Origin of the sequence: Rhizobium sp. SU303 (genome assembly GCF_021052345.1) — a bacterium.
GTDB classification, from domain to species: domain Bacteria; phylum Pseudomonadota; class Alphaproteobacteria; order Rhizobiales; family Rhizobiaceae; genus Rhizobium; species Rhizobium laguerreae.
In genome coordinates this window covers 1-24,594 of sequence record NZ_CP088095.1, presented here as the reverse complement: position 1 = coordinate 24,594, position 24,594 = coordinate 1, and the positions used below count along the sequence as shown (strand labels likewise).

Here is a 24,594-nt window from a genome sequence, read left to right as displayed (position 1 = left end):
TTCAAAAAAAGCTTTTTTGTGAAATTTTATACTCAATTGTGAGTAAGGCAGTTGATCAATTCGGCTTAAAATCCGGAGAATTGCCGCTCACAACTGGAATAAACATCTCAAACGCGAGGCAGCACATGACGATCCAGTCTCTTTTTCTCGTCACCCTCGTGGTCGACGATTACGACCGCGCCAAGGCTTTTTACTGCAATGGTCTCGGTTTCGACTGCCTGCAGGACGAGCTGCAGCCGGAGGGCAAGCGCTGGGTGGTGGTGAAGCCGAAGGGTGGGGATGGAGCCGCCTTTCTGCTGGCGCAGGCGGCAGACGAGACGCAGCGCGCGGCCATCGGCAATCAGACCGGCGGGCGTGTCGGCTTCTTTCTGAAGACCGACGATTTCGCCCGCGACCATGCCGCGATGCTGGCAGTCGGCGTGCGCTTTCTGGAAGAGCCGCGTCACGAGGCCTACGGCACGGTGGCGGTGTTTGCGGATCCCTACGGCAACACTTTCGATTTGATCCAGCACACTGCCGCCTGAACCCCTTGATTGCGACCGATTGCCCGTGCATAAGCCGCGGCGTTAACAAGATGGGCGAAAAGCCCTGCTGCATTCTGCAGCAATTTAAACTGTGACAGCGTGGGCCCTCCACCAGCCTATTGAGGACGACATGAGCGAATTCAAGAAACTCGTATTCTCCGGCGTGCAGCCGACCGGCAATCTGCATCTCGGCAATTATCTCGGCGCGATCCGCCGGTTCGTGGCGCTGCAGGAAGGCAATGACTGCATCTACTGCGTCGTCGACATGCATGCGCTCACCGCCCAGCTCGTGCATGAGGACATGCCGAGCCAGACGCGCTCGATCGCCGCCGCCTTCATCGCCGCCGGCATCGATCCGGAAAAACATATCGTCTTCAATCAGTCGGCCGTGCCGCAGCATGCCGAACTCGCCTGGATCTTCAACTGCGTCGCCCGCGTCGGCTGGATGAACCGGATGACGCAGTTCAAGGACAAGGCCGGCAAGGACCGCGAGCAGGCCTCGCTCGGGCTCTACGCCTATCCGAGCCTGATGGCCGCCGACATTCTCGTCTATCGCGCCACCCATGTGCCTGTTGGTGAGGACCAGAAGCAGCATTTGGAGCTTGCCCGCGACATCGCGATGAAGTTCAACCTCGACTATGCCGAGCATATCAGCAGGACCGGCTACGGCGTCGACATCACCGTCGGCAACGAGCCGGTGCATGCCTATTTCCCGATGGTCGAGCCGTTGATCGGCGGCCCGGCGCCGCGCGTCATGTCGCTGCGCGACGGCACCAAGAAAATGTCGAAGTCGGACCCCTCCGATCTCTCGCGCATCAACCTGATGGACGACGAGGACGCGATCTCGAAGAAGATCCGCAAGGCCAAGACCGATCCGGACGGTTTGCCGAGCGAGATCGACGGGCTGCAGGGACGCCCGGAAGCCGACAATCTGGTGGCGATCTATGCCGCACTCGCCGACAAGTCGAAGGCAGACGTGCTCGCCGAATTCGGCGGTCAGCAATTCTCCGTCTTCAAGCCGGCGCTGGTCGACCTGGCAATCAACGTGCTCGCGCCGATCACCGGCGAAATGCGCCGGCTGATGGGCGATACCAGCCATATCGACGCGATCCTGCGCAAGGGCGGCGAACGCGCCAGGGCACGCGCTGAGGTGACCATGCGCCAGGTGCGCGACGTCATCGGCTTCCTCTATTGAGATAGATCTCCTCTTCTCCCTGTCGCGGGAGAGGGGGCCCTCCCCTGGGGGAGAAGAGAATCTTCCGCGAGGGGAAGAGGAAAAACTGGACTTGCAAATTTTCCGCTTCGGGTGTCAGAGTCCGCGCCATGGTATCGAAGCGACTCTCACGGCTCGAAGGTCATCGCCGCAAATTCATGGCGGTGATCGACGGTACACCCGAATGCCAACGCGCCGTTCATTATGCCGGCCGGCGCGCGAAGAATTCCAATGGCGGGCTGGTGCTGCTCTACGTAATCCCCGACGGGGATTTCCAGCAATGGCTCGGCGTCGAAGAGATCATGCGGGCCGAAGCGCGTGAGGAGGCCGAGGCGGTGGTTGCCAAGATCGCCCAGATCGTGCGCGAGACCATCGGCATCGAGCCCGAGGTCGTCATCCGCGAGGGCGGCGCTGCCGAACAGATCAACGCCGTGATCGAGGAAGACCGCGATGTAGCGATCCTGGTTCTGGCCGCCGGTTCGGCGAAGGAAGGTCCAGGGCCGCTGGTTTCCTCGGTTGCCGGTCGCGCGGCGGCGTTTCCGATCCCGGTCACCGTGCTGCCGGATACGCTGACCAACGAGGAAATCGACGCCCTTTGCTAGAGCATGATGCCGAAAAGTATGAGCGGTTTTCGGACGACATCATGCTCTAACTATATAATGTAGAACAGGATTCAGATTTTAGGCCAACGGGCCTAAAATCATCCTGTTCTAGCATTTCTTGAGTACAAGTCTCTTGATTAGAGCCGTCAATCGGCTTATCTTCTTTTGAAGAATTCTAAAGACGGCCGAGACCATGGGCCGGCCGCATGGAGAATCAGATGTTCATTCAGACCGAAGCCACGCCGAACCCCGCCACGCAGAAGTTCCTGCCGGGCAAGGTGGTAATGGAAAACGGCACGGCCGAGTTCCGCAGCGCCGAAGAAGCTCAAGCTTCGCCGCTCGCTGCCCGCCTGTTCGAAATATCCGGCGTCACCGGCGTCTATTTCGGCTATGATTTCATTTCCGTCTCCAAGGATAATGCCGACTGGCAGCATCTTAAGCCGGCTATATTAGGCTCGATCATGGAGCACTTCATGTCCGGCAAGCCGGTCATGGGCGATGCCTCCATCCTTTCCGAAGACGCCGATGCCGGCGACGAATTCTTCGACGAAGGCGATGAATCGATCGTGCTGACCATCAAGGAGCTTCTGGAGACCCGCGTACGCCCGGCCGTTGCCCAGGATGGCGGCGACATCACCTTCCGCGGCTTCAAGGATGGCAAGGTCTATCTGAACATGAAGGGTTCCTGCGCCGGCTGCCCGTCTTCGACGGCAACGCTGAAGCACGGCGTCCAGAACCTGCTGCGCCATTTCGTTCCGGAAGTGCAGGAAGTGATTGCCGCTTAAAAATCTTGAATTCGTCCAGCCGTTCATCTCAGGTTCGGCCGAACGGGTTTATCGATAGGCGACACTGGTTTATTCGGAAATTGATGGCATGATCATTCTGGCGCTCGACACGGCAGGTGTGGACTGCGCTGCCGCCGTCTATGACAGCGGCAGGGATACGGTGCTGGGGGAGGCATCGGACATGATCGGCAAGGGGCATGCTGAACATCTGATTGGTATCGTCGATCGCGCACTCGATCAGGCGGGACTGGCCCTTTCGGATGTCGAGCGCCTTGCCGTCACCATCGGTCCCGGCTCCTTTACCGGTATCCGCGTCGGCATTGCCGCAGCCCGCGGTTTTGCGCTTTCCCTCAATGTGCCGGCCGTCGGCGTCACCACGCTCCAGGTCATGGCATCAGCCCAGCGCGACAAGACGCCTCATCGCGCCGTGCTGGCGGCGATGGATGCCAAGCGGGACGAAATCTATCTCCAGTCCTTCGCCGCCGACGGTTCGCCCCTCGACGCGCCACGGGCAGTCAGCGTTGCGGAAGCGCAGGTTTTTGCCGCCGGCTTCGACGGCGAGATTACCGGTTCGGCGACGCCGCTCCTCAAGGCCGACGCCTTCGGCGATCACACCAACAGGTATCCAATCTCCGTCGTGGCGCGCCTGGGCGCTGCCGCCTCCCCCGATGCCGGAAAGCCGAAGCCCCTTTATCTGCGCGGACCCGATGCCAAGCCGCAGGCCGGGTACGCGATTGCGCGACGAGTATGACGATGCTGGAAAGCTATCTGACGCTGAAACCGGAATTCGAGATCATCGCCATGGAGCGCGAGGATTGCCGCGATGTTGCCGCCCTGCACGGCGAGCGGTTCGCCCGGCCCTGGGGCGACGGTGAATTTCACGGGCTGCTGATGCAGGATACCGTCTTCGGCTTCGTCGCGCGCCAGACCAATGCCATCCTGAAAAAGCCGCTTCCGGGGTTCATTCTCGCCCGCCATGTCGCCGGCGAGGCGGAGATCCTGACGATTGCCGTGCAGGCGAAGGTCGCCCGTGCCGGACTTGGCTGGCGACTGATGCAGGCGGCGATGCGGGAAGCGCGGTCGCGCGGCGGCGAGAGCATGTTTCTCGAGGTCGACAACGGCAATACGGCAGCGCTTGGCCTCTACCGCAAGCTCGGCTTCGAAAAGGTCGGCGAACGTCAGGGTTACTACAGACAAGAAAACGGCGCCCTCTCCACGGCGCTTGTCATGAAGCGCGTTCTTCGGTAGTTCCCTGGCAGCGAGATAACATGCAGGCCGGCGCAAATGCCCCAGCGGCGTTGTCGAAACACGAATATCTCTATAGGCCGGCGATGACTGATGTAGCCAAGACCCTTGAGGAGCTTTGCACCGAACGCGGCATGCGCATGACCGAGCAGCGCCGCGTGATCGCGCGCATCCTGGAAGACTCGGAAGACCATCCCGACGTCGAAGAACTCTACCGCCGCTCGGTGAAAGTCGATGCGAAGATCTCGATCTCGACCGTCTATCGCACCGTGAAACTGTTCGAGGATGCCGGCATTATCGCCCGCCACGACTTCCGCGACGGGCGCTCGCGCTACGAAACGGTGCCGGAAGAACACCACGACCATCTCATCGACCTGAAGACCGGCACGGTCATCGAATTCCGCTCGCCGGAGATCGAGGCGCTGCAGGAGCGCATCGCCCGCGAGCACGGCTTCCGGCTGGTCGACCACCGGCTGGAACTCTACGGCGTCCCGCTGAAGAAAGAAGATCTCTGAAGCAATGGCCGCCCGGGAGACCAGCATTTGATCGCCTGGCTGCGCATCGCCTCCGCCGCGGTCGTCATCCTTGCCGTCAGCATCGTGCTCATGCCGCTGCAGTTGGTGGCGCTGCGGTTCGACTGGCGGCTGCGGCGCCGGCTTCCGCGCGTCTGGCACCGGATCGTCTGCTATTGCCTCGGCATCCGTGTCCGCGTGACGGGCAAGCTGGAAGATCGCCGGCCGCTGATGCTCTGTTCCAACCATTCCTCCTGGCTTGATATCATGGTGTTGTCGGCCGTTGCCGACGTCGCCTTCATCGCCAAGATCGAGGTGAGCGACTGGCCGATCTTCGGCACGCTCGCCAAGCTGCAGAAGAGCGTCTTCGTCGTGCGCGAGGAGCGGCGCAAGACCGGCCACCAGGCAAACGAGATCGCCGGACGCATGGCCGACGGCGAGATCGTCGTACTCTTTCCTGAAGGCACGACCTCGGATGGGAACCGGCTGCTGGAGGTCAAGTCGTCGCTGTTCGGCGCCGCCGCGATGGCTGTGCCTTATTCACCGACGGGAACGGTCGTGGTGCAGCCGGTGGCTGTTGCCTATACCAGGGTGCACGGCATCGCCATGGGGCGCTATCATCGGCCGCTCGCCGCCTGGCCGGGTGATATCGAGCTGCTGCCGCATCTCATTGACATCGTGCGCTGCGGCGCCATCGACGCCGAGGTTTCCTTCGGCGAGGCGGTGGATTACCGCGCCGAGACCAGCCGCAAGGAGGTGAGCGCGACCATCGCCATGCGCATCCGCAACCTCCTGAACAGCCGCCTGCGCGGGCGGGAAATCTCCTAGGGCCTTTCCTGGTCAAATTGCAGCAATCTGACCAGGAAAGGCCCTAGAACAAGATTTCGATTTTCTCCGGCGGCAAAAACCACTAAATAGCGCGCCATGACACAGGACAGCGCCCTTCTCCAGGCCCCGGAATCGACACCCCGCGATGGCAGCAACAGCCGCAAGGTCTTCATCAAGACCTATGGCTGCCAGATGAACGTCTACGATTCCATGCGCATGAGCGATGCGCTCGCCCGCGACGGCTATGAGCCGACGGAAGATATGGAAGAGGCGGACCTCGTTCTCCTCAATACCTGCCATATCCGCGAAAAGGCGGCCGAGAAGGTCTATTCGGCGCTCGGACGGCTGCGCGATATGAAAAAGAAGAAGGCGGCGGACGGCCGGGAGATGATGATCGGCGTTGCCGGCTGCGTCGCCCAGGCCGAAGGCGAAGAGATCCTGCGCCGCGCACCCGCCGTCGACGTCGTCATCGGCCCGCAGACCTATCATCGTCTGCCGGAAGCGCTACGCCTGGCCAAACAAGGCCAGCGCGTCGTCGATACGGAATATGCGATCGAGGACAAGTTCGAGCATCTGCCGATCGCCGAGAGCCGAAGGATCCGCGCCCGCGGCGTCACCGCCTTCCTGACGGTGCAGGAAGGCTGCGACAAATTCTGCACCTTCTGCGTCGTGCCCTATACACGCGGCTCGGAAGTGTCGCGGCCGGTTTCCCAGATCGTCGAGGAAGCCGAAAAGCTCGCCGACAGCGGGGTGCGCGAGATCACCCTGCTCGGGCAGAACGTCAACGCCTGGCACGGCGCCGGACCGCGGGACGAGGCATGGAGCCTCGGCGACCTGCTCTACCGGCTGGCCGAGATCCCCGGCCTTGCGCGGCTGCGCTATACCACAAGCCATCCGCGCGACATGGACGACCGGCTGATCAATGCCCATCGCGACCTCAGCGCACTGATGCCCTATCTGCACCTGCCGGTGCAATCGGGCTCGGACCGCATCCTGAAAGCGATGAACCGGCGCCACACGGCCGCCGAATATCGGGCGCTGATCGAGCGCATCCGCACGGTGCGGCCCGACATTGCGCTGTCGGGCGATTTCATCACCGGCTTTCCGGGGGAGACAGATGAGGATTTTAAGGATACATTGAGACTTGTGGAGGAGGTCCGTTATGCACAGGCCTTCTCGTTCAAATACTCGACACGGCCGGGCACGCCCGGCGCGGAGCTGAAGGACCAGGTGCCGGAAGAGATCAAGGCAGAACGGCTGGAACGCCTGCAAATGCTTCTCCTGAAGCAGCAGCAGGAATTTGCCGAATCCTGCATCGGCAAAGAGATCGACCTGTTGCTCGAAAAGCCCGGTCGCATGCCGGAACAACTAATCGGACGTTCTCCCTGGCTTCAATCAGTGAATGTTGATGCAAAAGCATCGCAAATCGGTGACATTATTAAAGTGCGAATCACAGGGACCGGAACAAACAGCCTGTTTGCCGAACGTGCAGAGGCTGCGGTCTAACCCAAGGAGCCCGACCGCTTGAACGGACAAGAATTGGTTTCTTCTTCACCGCGCCACCCCCGCACGCCGAGCGATACCAATCACTTCGTCCTGACGTTCGAGAACAACCGGTTCGCCAGCGAGCTCTTTGGTCAATTCGACCAAAACCTCAAGCTGCTCGAGCAACGGCTGAACATCGATGCGCGGGCACGCGGCAATTCGGTCGTCATCACCGGCGATATCGTGACCACCAATCAGGCGCGGCGTACGCTCGACTATCTCTATGAAAAACTTCAGAAAGGCGGCAGCGTGGAACGATCCGACGTCGAGGGTGCAATCCGCATGGCGGTCGCCGCCGACGATCAGCTCAGCCTGCCGACCATGGAGCGCAAGGCCAAGCTGACGATGGCGCAGGTTTCCACCCGCAAGAAGACGATCATCGCCCGCACGCCGATGCAGGACGCCTATATCAGGGCACTGGAACGCGCCGAGCTTGTCTTCGGCGTCGGCCCGGCCGGCACAGGCAAGACCTATCTCGCCGTCGCCCATGCCGCCCAGCTGCTGGAGCGCGGCGCGGTCGAAAAGATCATCCTGTCGCGCCCGGCCGTCGAGGCCGGCGAGCGCCTCGGCTTCCTGCCCGGCGACATGAAGGAAAAGGTCGATCCCTATCTTCGCCCGCTCTATGATGCGCTCTACGACATGATCCCTGCCGACAAGGTCGACCGGGCGATCACCGCCGGCGTCATCGAAATCGCGCCGCTCGCCTTCATGCGCGGCCGCACGCTCGCCAACGCCGCCATCATCCTCGACGAAGCGCAGAACACCACGTCGATGCAGATGAAGATGTTCCTGACGCGTCTCGGCGAAAATGCGCGCATGATCGTCACCGGCGACCCGAGCCAGATCGATCTGCCGCGCGGCGTCAAATCCGGCCTCGTCGAGGCCCTGCAGCTTCTGAACGGCGTCGAGGGCATCTCGATCGTGCGCTTCACGGATACCGACGTCGTCCGCCACCCGCTGGTCGGGCGCATCGTCAGGGCCTATGATTCCACCTATGCCGTCGCCGAAGACGTCAGCCGGCAGGGCTAATGGCCGAACTCGACATCCAGATCAGCGTCGAGGACATCGGCTGGCCCGGCGAGGAGACGCTGCTGTCGTTTTGCGAACGTGTGCTTGGCGCCGCCACGATCTATCTCCGCGACAGCGAGAAGCAGCCCTTCCCGACGATGCCGCCCGAGGTTTCGCTTGTTTTCACCGACGATGCCTCGATCCAGGACATCAATGCCGAATGGCGCGGCAAGGACAAGGCGACCAACGTGCTCTCCTTTCCGGCCTTTCCGGTTCAGCCCGGCAAGATGCCCGGCCCTATGCTCGGCGACATCATCATCGCCCGGGAGACGCTCGAGCGGGAAGCGGCCGAGCTCGAAAAGAGTTTCGACGACCACCTGACCCATCTTCTGGTGCACGGTTTCTTGCATCTTCTCGGCTACGACCATATGAATAGTGCCGAAGCCGAAATTATGGAGGGGTTGGAGACTCGCATTTTGGCGCAGCTCGGCCTATCTGATCCCTACGAGGGTCAAGACCTTAAAATGGAACCATGAGCGACTTTACGACGAAGCCGGCGGCAGACGCCAAGGACTCCGAGCCATCCTCCTCTTCGGACGAGGCAGGCAGTAGTAGTCGGCCATCCGGCCGATCGCAATCCTTCTGGTCGCGCGCCGCGCGCATCCTTCGCCCGCAGCAGGGCTCGCGATTGCGCGAGGATCTCGCCGACGCGCTTATGACAGATGCAGCCGGCGACGACGCCTTTTCGCCCGACGAACGGGCGATGCTCAACAACATACTGCGTTTTCGCGAGGTGCGCGTCGCCGACGTGATGGTGCCGCGCGCCGATATCGAGGCGGTCGACCAGAACATCACCATCGGCGAGCTGATGATCCTCTTCGAGGAATCCGGCCGCTCGCGCATGCCTGTCTATGCCGATACGCTCGACGATCCGCGCGGCATGGTGCATATCCGCGACCTGCTCTCCTATGTCGCCAAGCAGGCGCGCAATAAGCGCCGTGCCCCGGCGAAGCCGGCCGTTGCCGTGCCGGCGATCGAGGTCGCGCCCGAAAATATCCAGAAGACCACGCGTTCGGCCAAGCCGAATTTCGATCTCGCCCGCGTCGACCTGCAAAAGACGCTGGCCGAGGCCGGCATCATCCGCAAGATCCTGTTCGTGCCGCCGTCGATGCTGGCGTCCGACCTGTTGCGCCGGATGCAGGTGAACCGCACGCAGATGGCGCTCGTCATCGACGAATATGGCGGCACCGACGGGCTTGCCTCGCATGAAGACATCGTCGAAATGGTGGTCGGCGACATCGACGACGAACATGACGACGAGGAGGTGATGTTCAAGCGCGTCGCCGAGGACATGTTCATCGCCGACGCCCGCGTCGAGCTGGAAGAGATCGCCCAAGCGATCGGGCCGGATTTCGACATCAGCGAGCAGGTCGACGAGGTCGATACGCTGGGCGGCCTGATTTTCTCGGCACTCGGCCGCATCCCGGTGCGCGGCGAGGTCGTCCAGGCGCTGCCGGGCTTCGAATTCCACATCCTCGACGCCGATCCGCGCCGCATCAAGCGGCTGCGCATCACCCGCAAGCGCCACGCGATCCGCCGCCGCGCCAAGGCGGATGGCGGCTCAGAGGCCGGCGACGACCGGCCGGCGGAATCGACCGCCAACTGACAGGACCCAACTGACGGGACAAAGAGCCGCTTTTTTGAAAGACTGCGAATGGGTTGATTCGCGGTTTGATGGGAGTGCGCATGGAGCGGCTTGCGGACAGGGTTATCCTCGTCTGGGGTTTCAAACGGTCGCTGCTGGCTATCGCCGCCGGGGCATTCGCGGTTCTGGCGCTGCCGCCCATCGGCTTTTTCGCGGCGATGTTCGTTTCCTTCACCCTGCTCGTCTGGCTGATCGATGGGGCGGCGGCTTCGCCTGAAAGCGGCCTGATCGGCAGGCTGTGGCCGGCGTTTGCCACCGGCTGGCTGTTCGGCTTCGGCTATTTCGTCGCCGGCCTCTGGTGGCTCGGCCATGCGCTGCTGATCGATCAGGAAGAATTCGCCTGGGCGCTGCCGCTGGCAATCCTCGGGCTGCCGGCCTGCCTTGCGATCTTCTACGGCCTGGCAGCCGCCCTTGCCCGCATCGTCTGGTCTGATGGCATGGGGCGGATCGCCGCGCTTGCGGCAGGCTTCGGGCTGATGGAATGGCTTCGAAGCTTCGTCCTCACCGGCTTTCCCTGGAACGCCATCGGCTACGGCATCATGCCGGTTCCGCTGATGATGCAGTCGGCGCATGTGATCGGAGCGATGGGCGTAACGGCCCTTGCCGTCTTCGTCTTTTCTGCGCCTGCCCTTGCCGGGACGCGGCAAGGGGCACGGACGGGCATCGCGCTCGCCGCCCTCTTCTTTGCCGCCCATCTCGGTTATGGCGCCTATGCTCTCCATCTCGCGCCGCGGCCGGACACATTGCCTGAGGACAAGCGGCCGGTGGTGCGGCTGGTGCAGCCGGCGATCGACCAGACAGCGAAAATGGATAACGACGTCGACCGCGCCGCGATCTTCGAGACACATCTGAAGCTGTCGGCCGAAGCGCCTGAGAATGGCGGGCGCAAGCCCGATATCATCGTCTGGCCGGAAACGTCGATCCCCTTCATCCTGACCGACAATCAGGATGCGCTGACGCGGATCGCCGATACGCTCGACGACAATCAGATCCTGATCGCCGGCGCCGTTCGCGCCGAGGAGATGGGACCAGGCACGCCGCCGCGCTACTATAATTCCATCTACGTGATCGACGGCCGCGGCCAGATCATCGCCGCCTCCGACAAGGTGCATCTGGTGCCCTTCGGCGAATATCTGCCCTTCGAGGACGTGCTCACCGAATTCGGTATCCAGAACGTCGTCGAGATACCGGGCGGCTTTTCGGCCGCGGCAAACCGGCACCTGCTGGCGCTGCCCGGCGGGCTCAATCTCTATCCGCTGATTTGCTATGAGATCATTTTTCCCGGCGAAATGACCGGTGACATAAAAGACGCCAACGCGATCCTCAATATCACCAATGATGCCTGGTTTGGCGTGACGCCCGGCCCCTACCAGCATTTCCAGCAGGCGCGGGTGCGGGCTGTCGAAACCGGCCTGCCGCTGATTCGCGACGCCAATAGCGGCATTTCAGCGCTGGTGAATGCGCATGGGGAAATTATTGCGGGCCTCGATCTTGGAGAAACCGGCTTCGTCGATGCAACGCTCGATAGCATCGGCGATGGAGTCGGAACGGCATTCCCCCGGCAAACATACTTCTGGTTGATCGAGGCGCTGCTGATTTTGATTGCGCTAATTTCTCGCAGAGGTTTTATTTCCGGGTTGAATTGACCAAAAACCCCTAAAATCGCATAGTGATGTCAATCGGCGTTCTTAACGTATGTTTGAAGGTGGGTTCCTCACCGCTTGCAACGTGGCGTTTTGGGATGGATCAGGGGCATGCCGGTTAGAAACAGGTTGAAATTCTTAGCTAGGGCACGACCATGATTGAAAACAAGAAGAAGCCGAATCCGATCGACATCCATGTTGGCAGCCGTATTCGCCTCCGCCGTACGATGCTGGGCATGAGCCAGGAAAAGCTTGGCGAAAGCCTTGGCATCACCTTCCAGCAGATCCAGAAATACGAAAAGGGCACCAACCGCGTCGGCGCAAGCCGCCTGCAGAACATCTCGAACATCCTCAATGTTCCGGTGTCGTTTTTCTTCGAGGACGCGCCCGGCGAACATTCCAGTGCCGGCGGCGGCATGGAAGCCTCCAGCTCGAACTACGTCGTCGATTTCCTGTCGTCCTCGGAAGGACTGCAGCTCAATCGCGCCTTCGTCAAGATTTCCGATCCCAAGGTTCGTCGCAAGGTCGTGGAGCTTGTGAAAGCCCTGGCCGCTGAAGCCGACGCCGACTGAACCAAGACCAGCGCAGAATTCGAAAGGCGGTCGAAAGGCCGCCTTTTTTGCGTTTTTGGGGCAAAATTTGTCACTTTGTCGCAGATATAAAGATATATTTATGTCCTTCTGCGCTTGTCATCGGCCCTCGAACTGAGTACCTACTAGCTGGCTTTTATTCTTTGAGGGGAATCCCGAAATGCGCGCGAATTATCTCTTTACCAGCGAGTCTGTTGCCGAGGGTCATCCGGACAAGGTCTGTGATCGCATCTCCGACGAGATCGTCGATCTGGTCTACCGCGAAGCGGCCAAGACCGGCGTCAATCCGTGGGGCGTGCGCATTGCCTGCGAAACGCTGGCGACGACCAACCGCGTCGTCATCGCCGGCGAGGTCCGCCTGCCGCCGAGCCTGATGAAGAAGGACAAGGACGGCAAAGACGTCATCAATCCTTCGAAGTTCAAGGCTGCAGCGCGGCGCGCCATCAAGGATATCGGTTACGAGCAGGACGGCTTCCACTGGAAGACGGCAAAGATCGACGTGCTCCTGCACTCGCAGTCGGCCGACATCGCGCAGGGCGTCGACAGCGCCGCCGACCAGCAGGGCGACGAGGGCGCCGGCGACCAGGGCATCATGTTCGGTTACGCCTGCCGTGAAACGCCGGACCTGATGCCGGCGCCGATCTACTATTCCCACAAGATCCTGCAGCTGCTCGCAGTTGCCCGCAAGAAGGGTGACGGCGAAGTCGCCAAGCTCGGCCCCGACGCCAAGAGCCAGGTGACCGTGCGTTACGTCGACGGCAAGCCGTCGGAAGCAACCTCGATCGTGCTTTCGACCCAGCATCTCGACGAGAGCTGGGATTCGAACAAGGTCCGCGCCGTCGTCGAGCCCTATATCCGCGAAGCGCTCGGCGAACTGAAGATCGCCGACGATTGCAAGTGGTACATCAACCCGACCGGCAAGTTCGTCATCGGCGGACCGGACGGCGATGCGGGCCTCACCGGCCGCAAGATCATCGTCGACACCTACGGCGGCGCCGCTCCGCATGGCGGTGGCGCATTCTCCGGCAAGGACACGACGAAGGTCGACCGTTCGGCCGCCTATGCCGCCCGCTATCTTGCCAAGAACGTCGTCGCCGCCGGCCTTGCCGACCGCTGCACGATCCAGATCTCCTACGCGATCGGCGTCGCCCAACCGCTGTCGATCTATGTCGACCTGCATGGCACCGGCAAGGTCACCGAGGATCAGATCGAAGCGGCTATCCGCAAGAACATGGACCTTTCGCCGACCGGTATCCGCCGCCATCTCGACCTCAACAAGCCGATCTATGCCAAGACCTCCGCTTACGGCCATTTCGGCCGCAAGGCCGGCCGCGACGGCTCGTTCTCCTGGGAGCGCACCGACCTCGTGAAGGCGCTCAAGGAAAGCGTGAAGGCCTGAGATAAAGCATGACGGATATGGAACGCCGCGGCCGGGCGACCGAAGCCTTCTTCGGTCGCCGCAAGGGCAAGGCCCTGCGCGAACAGCAGGCCGAGACGCTGAACAGTCTCTTGCCGGCATTCCTGATCGATCTTACAGCGGCTCCCCCGGAGCCGCTGACTTCCCTCTTCCCGGTTCCGGTCGAAAGATTGCGGCTGGAAATCGGTTTCGGCGGCGGCGAGCATCTGATCCACCGTGCGCTGGAGAGGCCTTCGACTGGCTTCATCGGTGTCGAACCCTTCGTCAATTCCATGCAGAAGCTGCTGTCGCGCATCGGCGAGACGGGTGCCACCAATATCCGCGTCTATAATGACGACGCGACGCAGCTGCTCGACTGGCTGCCGGACGGCTCACTCGATCAGATCGATCTGCTCTATCCCGATCCCTGGCCGAAGCGGAAGCACTGGAAGCGGCGTTTCGTCTCGAAAACCAATCTCGGCCGCTTTCATCGCGTGCTGAAGCCCGGCGGCCTGTTCTGCTTCGCCTCCGACATCGATACCTATGTGAACTGGACGCTGATCAAATGCCGCGACCATGGCGGCTTCGATTGGATAGCCGACAATGCAGCCGATTGGCTGACCCCCTATGAGGGCTGGCCGAGCACACGTTACGAGGCCAAGGCGCGGCGCGAGGGCCGGTCTTCGGCCTATCTGACTTTCAGGAAAATCTGAGGCCGCCTGCAAGTCGTCGAACAGCGACAACAGACCGAACTGAACGGGCTGCGCCCTCACCTGCGACGCGTAGAGTTCCGCCGTTGGACCGGTTGCCATTGGCGCTCACGCGACTATTTTCTGTGCTGGCCACCCTTCTCTCAATGGAAGAGAGAAAATGACCGGGAGCAAGTCATGTGCCGAAATATAAAACCCCTGTTCAATTTCGATCCGCCAGCGACGGACGACGAGATCCACGATGCCGCGCTCCAGTTCGTGCGCAAGGTGAGCGGAACGACCAAACCGTCGAAGCGCAACGAGGTCGCATTCGAGCACGCGGTCAGTTCGATCGCGGCATGTGCCCGCGAGCTGCTCGATTCGCTGGAAACGTCTCAACCTCCTCGTGATCGCGAAGAGGTCGCGGCAAAGGCGCGCGCGAGAACGGCGGTCCGGTTCGCTTAAGGAAACCCTGTCACGCACAGGAGATCTCAATCAAGGCTCAAATGGCCTTGACGGTCAGTGCAGGCTGACCGTCTTCAATTCGTCCTCGGCAGCCTTGAAAAAGGTGCTGGAGCGGTTGTCCGTCAAAAGGATCGGCGTGCCGTCGGCGCCGAAGAGTGCCCAGAGATCGACGTTCGGATCGATATCCGGCGCCTCGGGAAAGCACTTGGCGACCTCATCGGTCCGCATTTTTCTGATATAGGCGACCTCGCCGTTGCCGATGTGGGCAAGCTCGGATTTGGTCAAGTGAGACGTGGCTTCTTTCATCAACATTCCTGTTCCTCCGGGAGAAGGGACCAACGGTTCGACAAACCGTTGTGCTACTGTGAGACCGAAATGTTAATTTTCTTGACCATGCGCGCGGGTTCCGGACGAATTAGATCGACGGAGAGCAGACCGTTCTTCAGGCCGGCGCCGAGCACCTGCATGCCGTCGGCAAGAACGAAAGTACGCTGGAACTGACGGGCGGCGATACCGCGATAAAGATAGTCCCGTTCACCCTGTTCGGCCTGGCGGCCGCGGATCACAAGCTGATTCTCCTCAATGGAGACATCGAGTTCCTCCTCGCTGAAGCCGGCCACGGCAAGGGTGATGCGCAGACGTTCCGGCGCGCCGGTGTCGGCGGCGATGCGTTCGATATTATAAGGTGGATATCCGTCACTTGCCTTGGAAATGCGCTCCAGCGTCTTTTCCATGGCATCGAAGCCCAGAAGCAGCGGGCTGGCGAAAGGGGTAATGCGGCTCATCTCGTTTCAAGTCCTTGATGCAAGCGACCATCCCGGACCTTAACGGCAGCATCCGGATGCCGCTAATATGGGGAGAAGAGCCCGGCGCTGCAAGGCATAGGGCGCGACGTGTCGGCGCCACCTTCTCAATTTTAAGCTGGCGTCAGGCTCTTTCCTTGACAAAGCGCCTGCTGCCTCGCATCAAAACATGCCCGCGCGGATTGTGCTGATTTGTGACGGAACGTGAAGAAATCGGTGCATGCCCGATAACACGCAGTGCGAGGATGGAACGATCGGAATGGCAAGCGCAAGAAAGATCATCATCGACACGGATCCCGGCCAGGACGACGCGGCCGCCATCATGCTTGCCTTCGGCAGCCCCGATGAGCTGGAGGTGCTGGGGGTCACGACGGTCGCCGGCAACGTGCCGCTTTCGCTCACCAGCCGCAATGCGCGCATCGTCTGCGAGCTCTGCGGCCGGACGGAGACGAAGGTTTTCGCCGGCGCCGACGCGCCGATCGCCCGCAAGCTGGTGACCGCCGAACATGTGCATGGCAAAACCGGCCTCGACGGTCCGGAACTCAGCGAACCGACAATGGCGCTGCAGCCCGGCCATGCTGTCGACTTCATCATCGAGACGCTGCGCCGCGAGCCGGAAGGAACGGTGACGGTCTGCACGCTCGGGCCGCTCACCAATATCGGCATGGCCTTCCAGAAGGCGCCCGACATCGTCCCCCGCATCCGCGAACTGGTGATGATGGGCGGCGGCTTTTTCGAGGGCGGCAACATCACGCCGGTGGCCGAATTCAACATCTATGTCGACCCAGAGGCCGCCGATATCGTCTTCCGCTCAGGCGTTCCGATCGTGATGATGCCGCTAGACGTGACGCATCAATTGCTGACCCGTAAGGATCGGGTGAAGCGCATGGCCGAGATCGGCACAGCGCCGGCAAAGGCCATGGTCGAGATGCTGGAATTCTTCGAACGCTTCGACATCGAGAAATACGGTTCCGACGGCGGGCCGCTACACGACCCGACCGTCGTCGCCTATCTGCTGAAGCCGGAGCTTTTCAAGGGCCGGGACTGCAATGTCGAGATCGAGGTCCAGTCCGAACTCACGGTCGGCATGACGGTCGTCGACTGGTGGCATGTGACCGAGCGCAAGCGCAATGCCAGGGTCATGCGCCATGTCGATGCGGACGGCTTCTTCGATCTGCTGATCGAACGCTTCGCCCGCATCTAAAACTTCGGTCTCCTTCCTCGCAAGGAGGAAAGAAACGACCTCAGGCGTCCTTCTCGTCGAAGACGGAGTTGGTTTCGGCTTCGGCCGGCTTCGGGCCGCCCTTGGCGACACCGACCATGGCCGGGCGCAGCACGCGCTCGCCGATGGAGAAGCCTGCCTGCACGACCTGGACGACGGTATTGTTCGGCACGTCGGGGTTCGGCACCTCGAACATTGCCTGATGGAAATTCGGATCGAACTTCTGGCCAACCGGCTCCAGCTTGCGAACGCCGTGGCGCTCGAGAGCCGACAGCATGGCGCGCTCGGTCATTTCGACACCCTCGATCAGCGTGCTCAGGCCGGCATCGGCCGTAGCCTTGGTCTCCGGAGCGATGGCATCGAGCGCGCGGCGCAGATTATCCGAGACGGCGAGCATGTCGCGCGCGAAACCCGCGACGGAATAGGACTTGGCATCCTTCACCTCGCGTTCGGTGCGGCGGCGCAGATTGTCCATCTCGGCAGCAAGGCGCAGATAGCGGTCACGCAGTTCGCCGTTTTCGGCTTTCAGAAGCTCGATCGGGTCCGGCTGGGCGGGCTCTTGCTGCGCAGTTTCGTTCTCGACGTAGGCGGTAGCGTCGGCTGCGGCATCCGCCGCAGTTGCGTCAGGTCCGTTTTTCGTCGTGTCATCGGTCATGACGGTCTCCGGTTGGTGTCTTCAGATGCGCCCGATATCGAGGTTTGACCGAAAAAAATCAAGTCTGCGTGACAAAGAAGCGAAAATTCCGCGTGACTGATAGCTGCGCGTCAAAGCTGATTGCGCGAAAGGCGGGAGACGAGCTGGGCTGTATAGTCCACCATCGGCACGATGCGGGAATAATTCAGCCGCGTCGGGCCGATGACGCCGACGGCACCGACGATGCGATCGTCGTCGTCACGATAGGGTGCGACGATGAGCGATGAGCCGGACAGCGAGAAGAGCTTGTTTTCCGAACCGATGAAGATGCGCACGCCCGAACCGCTTTCGGCGAGATTGAGGATCTCGATCAGGCTGTCCTTCTTCTCGAGATCGTCGAACAGCAGGCGCAGCCGGTCGAGATCCTCGGCGCCGGCGAGGCCTTCGAGCAGGTTGGCGCGGCCGCGGATGATCAGTTGGGTGGGCTTTCCCTCGTCCGGGCTGCCGGCCCAGACAGCAATGCCGCGCTCGACCAGATCGCGCGACAGGGCATCGAGTTCGTGACGAACGTCGTCCTTCAACCGGCTTAATTGTTTGCGAAGCTCCGGCAGGGTCTGGCCGGACATATGGGCATTGAGGAAATTCGCAGCTTCGGTCAGCTGCGAGGAGGTGACGCCTGCCGGCAGCTCGATGATGCGGTTTTCCACCTGATCGTGATCGCCGACGAGCACGGCCAGCGCCTTTGTCGGTTCGAGCCGGATGAACTCGACATGTTTCAGCACCGGATCGCTTTTCGAGGTGATGACGAGGCCGGCGCCGCGCGAAATGCCGGATAACATGCGGCTGGCCTCGTTCATCATCGATTCGACGGGATTGCCGCCGCTTTCGACCCGCACCTGGCGGTCGATGTTGGCGCGTTCCTCGGCCGAGAGGTCACCGACCTGCATGAAGGCATCGACGAAGAAGCGCAGGCCGATCTGGGTCGGCAACCGGCCGGCGCTGACATGCGGCGAATAGATCAGGCCGAGCTCTTCGAGATCGCTCATGACGTTGCGCACCGAGGCCGGCGACAGCGACATCGGCAGGATACGGGACAGGTTGCGCGAACCGAGCGGCTCGCCGCTTTCCAGATAACCTTCGACGATGCGACGAAAAATTTCCCTGGAGCGCTCGTCCAGCGCAGCTACGGCATCCGAAACCGACGTCGACCTGATGCCCATGAAGCTTTCGAACCCGTGCTGATGATACTTCCCGAAAAGTAAGTCAAACTAACACCCGTGGCAAAAGGGAATTTGCAAATGAGCGCCGCCAATCGTAGAAGCGGTCAAATAAACCCCAGGAGATAAGAATGCGGCCTTCAGGCAGAAAAATCGACCAGATGCGCAAGGTCTCGTTCGAGCGCAATTTTTCCAAGCATGCGGAAGGCTCCTGCCTGGTGAAGTTCGGCGATACGCATGTGCTCTGCACGGCGAGCCTCGAAGAAAAGACGCCGCCATGGCTGCGTAATACCGGCAAGGGCTGGGTCACGGCCGAATACGGCATGCTGCCGCGGGCGACCGGCGAACGCATGAAGCGCGAAGCCGCCGCCGGCAAGCAGGGCGGCCGCACCCAGGAAATCCAGCGACTGATCGGCCGGTCGCTGCGCGCCGTCGTCGACCTGCAGGCGCTCGGCGAACGGCAGATCACGCTGGATTGCGACGTCATCCAGGCCGATGGCGGCACGCGGACCGCCTCGATCACCGGCGGCTGGATCGCGCTTTACGACTGCCTGAAATGGATGGAAAGCCGCAACATGATCAAGGTCGACCGGGTCCTGAAGGATCATGTCGCCGCCATCTCCTGCGGTATCTTCGCCAGCCAGCCGGTGATCGATCTCGATTACCTCGAGGATTCCTCGGCCGAGACCGATGCGAACTTCGTCATGACGGGCACCGGCGGGATCGTCGAGATCCAGGGCACGGCCGAAGGCACGCCGTTCAGCGAGGGCGAATTCACCTCGCTGATGCAGCTTGCCAGAAACGGCATCGGCGAACTCGTGGCGCTGCAGAAGCAAGCCGTCGAAGGATGAACCCCATGCTGGAAGGCATGTTGGAAACGGCGCTCTATGCGCGGGATCTCGATAAGGCCGAGACGTTCTACGAAGACGTTCTCGGACTTGAAAAGATCGCCCGCGCCGCCAACCGGCATGTCTTCTTCCGCTGCGGGCCAGGCGTTCTCCTGATCTTCAATCCTAAGGAAACGGTGAAGCCGCCAGCGCCTGAAGCACTGCAGGTGCCGCCGCACGGCACGAGCGGCCAGGGCCATGCCTGTTTCCGGGTATCCGGCCGCAATCTCGATGCTATGGCCGAACGGCTGACGGCGGCCGGCGTTGCGATCGAATCCGAGGTGCGCTGGCCGAACGGCGGCCGCTCGATCTATTTCCGCGATCCAGATGGCAACAGCCTGGAATGCGCGGAGGCTAAAATCTGGGGCATCGAACAGGACATCTGAATGCGCAAGCTTGAAACGAAGACCATCGTCGTCGCCAGCCACAATGCCGGCAAGATCCGCGAGATCCAGGAATTGATCGGGCCGCTCGGCTTCACCGCCAAATCGGCGGCCGAGCTGAATTTCGTCGAGCCGGATGAGACGGGCACGAGCTTCGAGGAGAATGCGACGATCAAGGCGGTCGCCTCGGCCAATGCCTCAGGCATGCCGGCGTTGTCGGACGATTCCGGGCTGGTGGTTGATGCACTCGGCGGCGATCCCGGTGTCTACACCGCCAATTGGGCGGAGAGGGCCGACGGCACGCGCGATTTCGACATGGCGATGGCCAAGGTGGAAAAGGCGCTGCAGGATGCCGGCGCGACAAAGCCCGAACAGCGCAGGGCGCGCTTCATCAGCGTGCTCTGCCTCGCCTGGCCGGATGGGCATACGGAGCTGTTCCGCGGCGAGGTGGAAGGCAGCGTCGTCTGGCCGCCGCGCGGCACCCAGGGCTTCGGCTACGATCCGGTGTTCCAGCCCGAGGGCTACGACATCACCTTCGGCGAAATGAGCGGCGAGGAAAAACACGGCTGGAACGTCGGCAAGCCGCAAGCGCTGTCGCACCGGGCCCGCGCCTTCAAACTCTTTGTCGAAACCTGCCTGGAGGCATAGAGTCGGTCCGTGGTCAATTTCGACACGCCCAGCACCTCGCGCGACGCGGCTCTGCTGCCTGATACCGGCGAGCCGGGCTTCGGCGTCTATGTGCATTGGCCCTTCTGCGCGGCGAAGTGTCCCTATTGCGACTTCAACAGCCATGTGCGCCACCAGCCGGTGGATCAGGAGCGCTTTACATCAGCCTTCCTGACAGAGATGGCGGCGGTCCGGTCGATGAGCGGGCCGAAGACGGTGACGAGCATCTTTCTCGGCGGCGGCACGCCCTCGCTGATGAAGCCGGAAACGGTCTCGGCCATTCTCGACGGCATTGCGCGGCACTGGCATGTGCCAGATGGCATCGAGATCACCATGGAGGCCAACCCTTCGAGCGTCGAGGCTGAACGGTTCCGCGGCTATCGGGCGGCCGGCGTCAATCGCGTCTCGCTCGGCGTGCAGGCGCTGAACGACCGGGATCTGAAATTCCTCGGCAGGCTGCATGATGTCGCCGACGCACTGAAGGCGATAAGGCTGGCGCGCGACATCTTTCCGCGCATGTCCTTCGACCTGATCTATGCCCGGCCGGAGCAGACGGTCGAGGAATGGGAAAAGGAACTGAAGGAGGCGATCTCCTATGCGGTCGACCATCTTTCGCTCTATCAGCTGACCATCGAGGAGGGCACGCCCTTCTACGGCCTGCACAAGGCCGGCAAGCTGATCGTGCCGGATGGCGAGCAATCGGCACTGCTCTACGAGGCGACGCAGGAGATCACCGCGCGCGAGGGCATGCCGGCCTATGAGGTTTCCAATCATGCCCGGCCAGGCGCTGAAAGCCGGCATAACCTGACCTACTGGCGCTACGGCGATTATGCCGGCATCGGCCCGGGCGCCCATGGCCGGCTGACGCGTGGCCCCGAGAAGCTCGCGACGGCGACCGAGCGCAAGCCGGAAACCTGGCTCGACATGGTCGAGCGTGATGGGCACGGCATTCTCGACGAGGAGCGGCTCGGCTTCGAGGAACAGTCCGACGAGCTGCTGCTGATGGGGCTGCGGCTGAGAGAAGGCGTCGATCTCGCCCGCTGGCAGCAGCTTTCGGGCCGTGACCTCGACCCGAAACGCGAGGAATTCCTGCTCGAACACAAATTCATCGAGCGGATCGGCAATTCACGCCTGCGCTGCACGCCATCAGGCATGCTGATCCTCGATTCCGTCGTCGCCGATCTCGCCTGCTGACACCCATACGACGCGTGGATTTGCAGCGCGGCGGCATCGACATCACCGCCGCGCAGGAAGGCATGTCTCAGCCGTGGCTGGTCGCGCCCGCCTTGAAAAGGCTGCCGGTCGGCGTTTTCAGGAACATCTCCAGCGGAATATGCTCCTGGTGCAGGAAGCCGGTCGCCGGCAGCAGACCGTCGCGGACCATCTCGATGACGGCGACAACGGAGGCTGACGTCGTCCAGGCGATCGCCGTGCGGCGCGCCCCGGCAATCTCGATCGGGTAATAGGCGCGCACGAATTCCTTGCGACGCAGGCTGCCATTCTCGGTGCCTTCGGCGGCAACATGGACATAGACGACATCGTCTTCAACCGGCGGCTTGGCATTGGTCAGGATCTCGCCGGCGAGCTTGCGCTTGTCGCGCATCAACAGCTCGTGGAAGAAGAAGTTCATCAGCTCCATATGGCCGGGATAACGCATGGTCTTGTAATCGAGATTGTCGATCTTGCCGAGCATCGTATCGCACATGGTGCCAAGTCCGCCCGACGTCGTGAAGGCTTCGAGCTTGACGCCGCCGACATAGACGGTCTCGTGCCATTCCATCGGCGAGACGAGCTTGCGCACACCGCCCTCGATGACCTCGCAGTCGTTCAGATATTCGTTGACGACGCCCTCAGGCGACCAGTTGAAGGCATAGCCCAGCAGCCCGGTCGGATGCTGCGGCAGGGCGCCGACGCGCATGCGGATCGACCGGCAGCGATCGAAGCCGTCGGCCAGGCTTGCGCCGACGATGCCGACGAAACCCGGCGCCAGGCCGCATTGCGGCGCCATCAGGCCGCGGGCGGTCTTCGACAGCTCGATGATGAAATTGGTTGTGGGAACGTCTTCGGTCAAATCGAAATAATGAATGCCGGCAAGATGGGCGGCGCGCGCCAATTCGATGTTCAAATGATAGGGCAGGCAGGAGAGCACCGCCTCGACATTCGAGAGCAGTTCGCCGATCACTTGCGGGTCGGAGATATCGCCGGTGCGGCACTTGAAGGGGACGTCGCTCAGCGGCAATTGCGCGTCGACCCCGATGACCTCGAAGCCGCCTTCATGCAACAGCGTCGCCGCCAGCCGTCCGACCTTGCCCAGGCCGAGAACGGCGATCTTTTCGAAACTCATTCATTCCTCCCACGCGCCGTTTTGGCGCTTCAGTCTTTGACATGCACTGGATGCGCCGGAGGTATAGAATAAAAAACTTATAAAGGAAAACGGCCGGAATCGCTTCCGGCCGTGGATTTTTCGGGAAAACTCGTCGATTATTCGTTGATCAGGCGCTTCAGAAGCTCGACTTCGTGCGAAAGCTTGGTGTCTCCCGAAATCAGCTCCTCGATCTTGCGCACGGCATGCAGCACGGTCGTGTGATCGCGCCCGCCGAACCGGCGGCCGATCTCCGGGAAGGAGCGCGGCGTCAGCGTCTTCGACAGATACATGGCGATCTGGCGCGGCTTGACGATGACGCGGGTGCGGCGGTTCGACACCAGTTCCTGGCGCGAAACGTTGTAGTGCCTTGCGACGATGCGCTGGATATCCTCGATGCGCACACGGCGCGGCTCGCCGGAGCCGACCAGATGGGCGAGCAGTTCGTCGACGCGTTCGATCGACAGGTTCGGCTCGAAGGAGCGGCGGAAGACCAGCTGGTTGAAGGCGCCTTCGAGTTCGCGGCCGCTGGCCGTGACGTTGCGGGCGACGTGCTGGAGCAGTTCGGCCGGAATTTCGAGCGACGGATCTTCGAGCCGGGCGACAGCCAGGCGACGCTTGAGGATTTCGAGACGCATCTCGTAATCCGGCGCGTCGAATTCGATCGCCACACCGCCCTGCAGGCGCGAGCGAACGCGGGGGTCGAGCGACTCCAGCTCCCAGGGCGCACGGTCGGCGGCAACGACGACCTGCTTGGCGCTGTCGAGCAGCATGTTGAGGAGATGGCAGAATTCATGCTGGATCATCTTGCCCTGCAAGAACTGCATGTCGTCGATGATCAAGAGATCGATGTTGCGCAGCGAATCCTTCAGCGTCAGCGCATCATTGTCGCGGATCGCGGTGGCGAAGCGCCACATGAAATATTCGGCCGTCAGATAGACGACGCGCAGAGCCCGCGGGTTCTGCACCGCGGCATTGGCGACCGCCTGCAGCAGGTGGGTCTTGCCGAGGCCGACGGTCGAATGGATGAAGAGCGGGTTGAAGCGCACGGCGCCCTGACCAGCTTCCGCAATCGTCTTTGCAGCCGCAAGTGCGACCCGGTTCGAGCTGCCTTCGACGAAGGTGTCGAAGGTGAAGCGGCTATCGAGCGGCGAACCGAAGAGCGGCGAGCCAAAGCTTGCTGGCCTTGCGGCGGCAACAGCCGAAACCGCCTGCTGGACGGCCTGACCGGCCGGCTGCGCGCTTGTCGGGCGGCGCATCTGCGTGGGGGCGGCTGGTTCCGGCGCGACCGCCTCATCGAGCGCCTTCGTGCCGTGGCGCGTTGCCGTGCGCACCAGGACTTCGATTTTCAGAATTTCCGGATCCTCGGCCTGGAACAGGCCGGTGATGAGATCGAGATAACGATTGTTGATCCACGACTTCAGGAAGGTCGTGGGAACCGAAAGGCGAACCACGCTCTTCGAGACCGAATGCAGCTTCAGCCTGGCAAACCAGCTGGCATAGACGTCAGGACCGACCTGGGCCTTCAAGCGCGCGCTGACGCGCTCAAACAAAATGCTCTGCTTCATTTCCGCCTTTGCTTCGCCCACTTCGAGGCGAATGGAGCCGAACGTCTGCGGTGCCGCATCCCCATTGTCGAGCCCGCCCGTCGTCATCGTATTCATCTGCAT

The 24,594-nt window shown here is 61.8% G+C and carries 28 protein-coding genes; 22 read left to right on the top strand and 6 right to left on the bottom strand.

Features of this window, described 5'->3' with window-relative positions; all coding sequences use genetic code 11:
• Window positions 1-125: 125 nt before the first annotated feature.
• From RlegSU303_RS00140 to RlegSU303_RS00060, 17 genes are all read left to right on the top strand, one after another.
• Window positions 126-524: a VOC family protein gene (locus tag RlegSU303_RS00140; RefSeq protein ID WP_026158477.1), complete on the top strand. Its 399-nt coding sequence runs from the start codon at window positions 126-128 to the stop codon at window positions 522-524.
• A 130-nt stretch (window positions 525-654) separates the two neighbouring features.
• A complete protein-coding gene (trpS, locus tag RlegSU303_RS00135) occupies window positions 655-1,719 on the top strand; it encodes a tryptophan--tRNA ligase (protein ID WP_231283340.1) in 1,065 nt (354 codons plus the stop codon).
• A gap of 128 nt (window positions 1,720-1,847) precedes the next feature.
• On the top strand, window positions 1,848-2,339 hold the full coding sequence (locus tag RlegSU303_RS00130; protein WP_003544884.1) for a universal stress protein: 492 nt from the start codon (window positions 1,848-1,850) through the stop codon (window positions 2,337-2,339).
• Window positions 2,340-2,557: 218 nt separating this feature from the next.
• Window positions 2,558-3,124: a NifU family protein gene (locus RlegSU303_RS00125; protein WP_017958704.1), complete on the top strand. Its 567-nt coding sequence runs from the start codon at window positions 2,558-2,560 to the stop codon at window positions 3,122-3,124.
• 88 nt (window positions 3,125-3,212) lie between these two features.
• A complete protein-coding gene (tsaB, locus tag RlegSU303_RS00120) occupies window positions 3,213-3,875 on the top strand; it encodes a tRNA (adenosine(37)-N6)-threonylcarbamoyltransferase complex dimerization subunit type 1 TsaB (RefSeq protein WP_231283339.1) in 663 nt (220 codons plus the stop codon).
• Entirely contained in the window at window positions 3,872-4,372 is a 501-nt protein-coding gene (locus RlegSU303_RS00115; protein ID WP_205920575.1) for a GNAT family N-acetyltransferase, read from the top strand. The genes tsaB and RlegSU303_RS00115 overlap by 4 nt, the downstream gene beginning before the upstream one ends.
• 83 nt (window positions 4,373-4,455) lie before the next feature.
• Window positions 4,456-4,884: a Fur family transcriptional regulator gene (locus tag RlegSU303_RS00110; RefSeq protein WP_003544875.1), complete on the top strand. Its 429-nt coding sequence runs from the start codon at window positions 4,456-4,458 to the stop codon at window positions 4,882-4,884.
• Window positions 4,885-4,911: 27 nt separating this feature from the next.
• Entirely contained in the window at window positions 4,912-5,709 is a 798-nt protein-coding gene (locus RlegSU303_RS00105) for a lysophospholipid acyltransferase family protein (RefSeq protein ID WP_231283338.1), read from the top strand.
• Window positions 5,710-5,805: 96 nt separating this feature from the next.
• Window positions 5,806-7,215: a tRNA (N6-isopentenyl adenosine(37)-C2)-methylthiotransferase MiaB gene (miaB, locus tag RlegSU303_RS00100; RefSeq protein WP_168277798.1), complete on the top strand. Its 1,410-nt coding sequence runs from the start codon at window positions 5,806-5,808 to the stop codon at window positions 7,213-7,215.
• Between the two features lie 18 nt (window positions 7,216-7,233).
• Window positions 7,234-8,283 (top strand): PhoH family protein, encoded by a 1,050-nt coding sequence (locus tag RlegSU303_RS00095; RefSeq protein WP_025392894.1) that lies wholly within the window; start codon window positions 7,234-7,236, stop codon window positions 8,281-8,283.
• Window positions 8,283-8,798 (top strand): rRNA maturation RNase YbeY, encoded by a 516-nt coding sequence (ybeY, locus tag RlegSU303_RS00090; protein ID WP_017958697.1) that lies wholly within the window; start codon window positions 8,283-8,285, stop codon window positions 8,796-8,798. Before RlegSU303_RS00095 ends, ybeY begins: the two co-directional genes overlap by 1 nt.
• Window positions 8,795-9,928: a hemolysin family protein gene (locus RlegSU303_RS00085; RefSeq protein ID WP_027669322.1), complete on the top strand. Its 1,134-nt coding sequence runs from the start codon at window positions 8,795-8,797 to the stop codon at window positions 9,926-9,928. Before ybeY ends, RlegSU303_RS00085 begins: the two co-directional genes overlap by 4 nt.
• Window positions 9,929-10,008: 80 nt before the next feature.
• Window positions 10,009-11,613 carry an apolipoprotein N-acyltransferase gene (gene lnt, locus RlegSU303_RS00080; protein WP_131627834.1) on the top strand — a complete coding sequence of 535 codons (1,605 nt, stop codon included), beginning with the start codon at window positions 10,009-10,011 and terminating at the stop codon, window positions 11,611-11,613.
• Between the two features lie 152 nt (window positions 11,614-11,765).
• Window positions 11,766-12,182: a helix-turn-helix domain-containing protein gene (locus tag RlegSU303_RS00075; RefSeq protein WP_003544853.1), complete on the top strand. Its 417-nt coding sequence runs from the start codon at window positions 11,766-11,768 to the stop codon at window positions 12,180-12,182.
• 178 nt (window positions 12,183-12,360) lie between these two features.
• Window positions 12,361-13,599: a methionine adenosyltransferase gene (gene metK / locus RlegSU303_RS00070; RefSeq protein ID WP_131719546.1), complete on the top strand. Its 1,239-nt coding sequence runs from the start codon at window positions 12,361-12,363 to the stop codon at window positions 13,597-13,599.
• 8 nt (window positions 13,600-13,607) lie between these two features.
• Complete coding sequence (trmB, locus tag RlegSU303_RS00065; RefSeq protein ID WP_131719545.1) at window positions 13,608-14,309, top strand: tRNA (guanine(46)-N(7))-methyltransferase TrmB; 702 nt, start codon at window positions 13,608-13,610, stop codon at window positions 14,307-14,309.
• 174 nt (window positions 14,310-14,483) lie between these two features.
• On the top strand, window positions 14,484-14,750 hold the full coding sequence (locus RlegSU303_RS00060; protein WP_011650185.1) for a DUF2277 domain-containing protein: 267 nt from the start codon (window positions 14,484-14,486) through the stop codon (window positions 14,748-14,750).
• Between the two features lie 54 nt (window positions 14,751-14,804).
• Here the strand turns inward: RlegSU303_RS00060 and RlegSU303_RS00055 are convergent, their stop codons facing one another.
• Together RlegSU303_RS00055 and RlegSU303_RS00050 are read right to left on the bottom strand one after the other, a co-directional pair.
• On the bottom strand, window positions 14,805-15,062 hold the full coding sequence (locus tag RlegSU303_RS00055; RefSeq protein ID WP_003544838.1) for a BQ00720 family protein: 258 nt from the start codon (window positions 15,060-15,062) through the stop codon (window positions 14,805-14,807).
• A 47-nt stretch (window positions 15,063-15,109) separates the two neighbouring features.
• Complete coding sequence (locus tag RlegSU303_RS00050; RefSeq protein ID WP_131719544.1) at window positions 15,110-15,535, bottom strand: Hsp20 family protein; 426 nt, start codon at window positions 15,533-15,535, stop codon at window positions 15,110-15,112.
• Window positions 15,536-15,812: 277 nt separating this feature from the next.
• On the opposite strand from RlegSU303_RS00050, the gene RlegSU303_RS00045 reads away from it, so the two are divergent.
• Complete coding sequence (locus RlegSU303_RS00045; RefSeq protein ID WP_131719543.1) at window positions 15,813-16,757, top strand: nucleoside hydrolase; 945 nt, start codon at window positions 15,813-15,815, stop codon at window positions 16,755-16,757.
• A 40-nt stretch (window positions 16,758-16,797) separates the two neighbouring features.
• Here the strand turns inward: RlegSU303_RS00045 and grpE are convergent, their stop codons facing one another.
• Window positions 16,798-17,430 carry a nucleotide exchange factor GrpE gene (grpE, locus tag RlegSU303_RS00040; protein ID WP_131719542.1) on the bottom strand — a complete coding sequence of 211 codons (633 nt, stop codon included), beginning with the start codon at window positions 17,428-17,430 and terminating at the stop codon, window positions 16,798-16,800.
• A 110-nt stretch (window positions 17,431-17,540) separates the two neighbouring features.
• The gene (gene hrcA, locus RlegSU303_RS00035) at window positions 17,541-18,629 is read right to left on the bottom strand and encodes a heat-inducible transcriptional repressor HrcA (protein ID WP_003544833.1); all 1,089 of its coding nucleotides are present in this window, start codon (window positions 18,627-18,629) and stop codon (window positions 17,541-17,543) included.
• Window positions 18,630-18,757: 128 nt separating this feature from the next.
• Here hrcA and rph point away from each other — a divergent pair, with 128 nt between their 5' ends.
• From rph to hemW, 4 genes are read left to right on the top strand one after another with little or no spacing between them, the layout of a single operon-like run.
• Window positions 18,758-19,477: a ribonuclease PH gene (gene rph / locus RlegSU303_RS00030; RefSeq protein WP_011650181.1), complete on the top strand. Its 720-nt coding sequence runs from the start codon at window positions 18,758-18,760 to the stop codon at window positions 19,475-19,477.
• The gene (locus tag RlegSU303_RS00025) at window positions 19,474-19,899 is read left to right on the top strand and encodes a VOC family protein (protein ID WP_131719541.1); all 426 of its coding nucleotides are present in this window, start codon (window positions 19,474-19,476) and stop codon (window positions 19,897-19,899) included. Before rph ends, RlegSU303_RS00025 begins: the two co-directional genes overlap by 4 nt.
• A complete protein-coding gene (rdgB, locus tag RlegSU303_RS00020; protein ID WP_131719540.1) occupies window positions 19,900-20,544 on the top strand; it encodes an RdgB/HAM1 family non-canonical purine NTP pyrophosphatase in 645 nt (214 codons plus the stop codon). It abuts the gene before it with no gap.
• A gap of 9 nt (window positions 20,545-20,553) precedes the next feature.
• On the top strand, window positions 20,554-21,756 hold the full coding sequence (hemW, locus tag RlegSU303_RS00015) for a radical SAM family heme chaperone HemW (RefSeq protein WP_131719539.1): 1,203 nt from the start codon (window positions 20,554-20,556) through the stop codon (window positions 21,754-21,756).
• 67 nt (window positions 21,757-21,823) lie between these two features.
• On the opposite strand, the gene RlegSU303_RS00010 is transcribed toward hemW, so the two are convergent.
• Window positions 21,824-22,906: a saccharopine dehydrogenase family protein gene (locus RlegSU303_RS00010; RefSeq protein WP_003556030.1), complete on the bottom strand. Its 1,083-nt coding sequence runs from the start codon at window positions 22,904-22,906 to the stop codon at window positions 21,824-21,826.
• Between the two features lie 137 nt (window positions 22,907-23,043).
• Window positions 23,044-24,594, bottom strand: a complete 1,551-nt coding sequence (dnaA, locus tag RlegSU303_RS00005; RefSeq protein WP_131719538.1) for a chromosomal replication initiator protein DnaA — start codon at window positions 24,592-24,594, stop codon at window positions 23,044-23,046.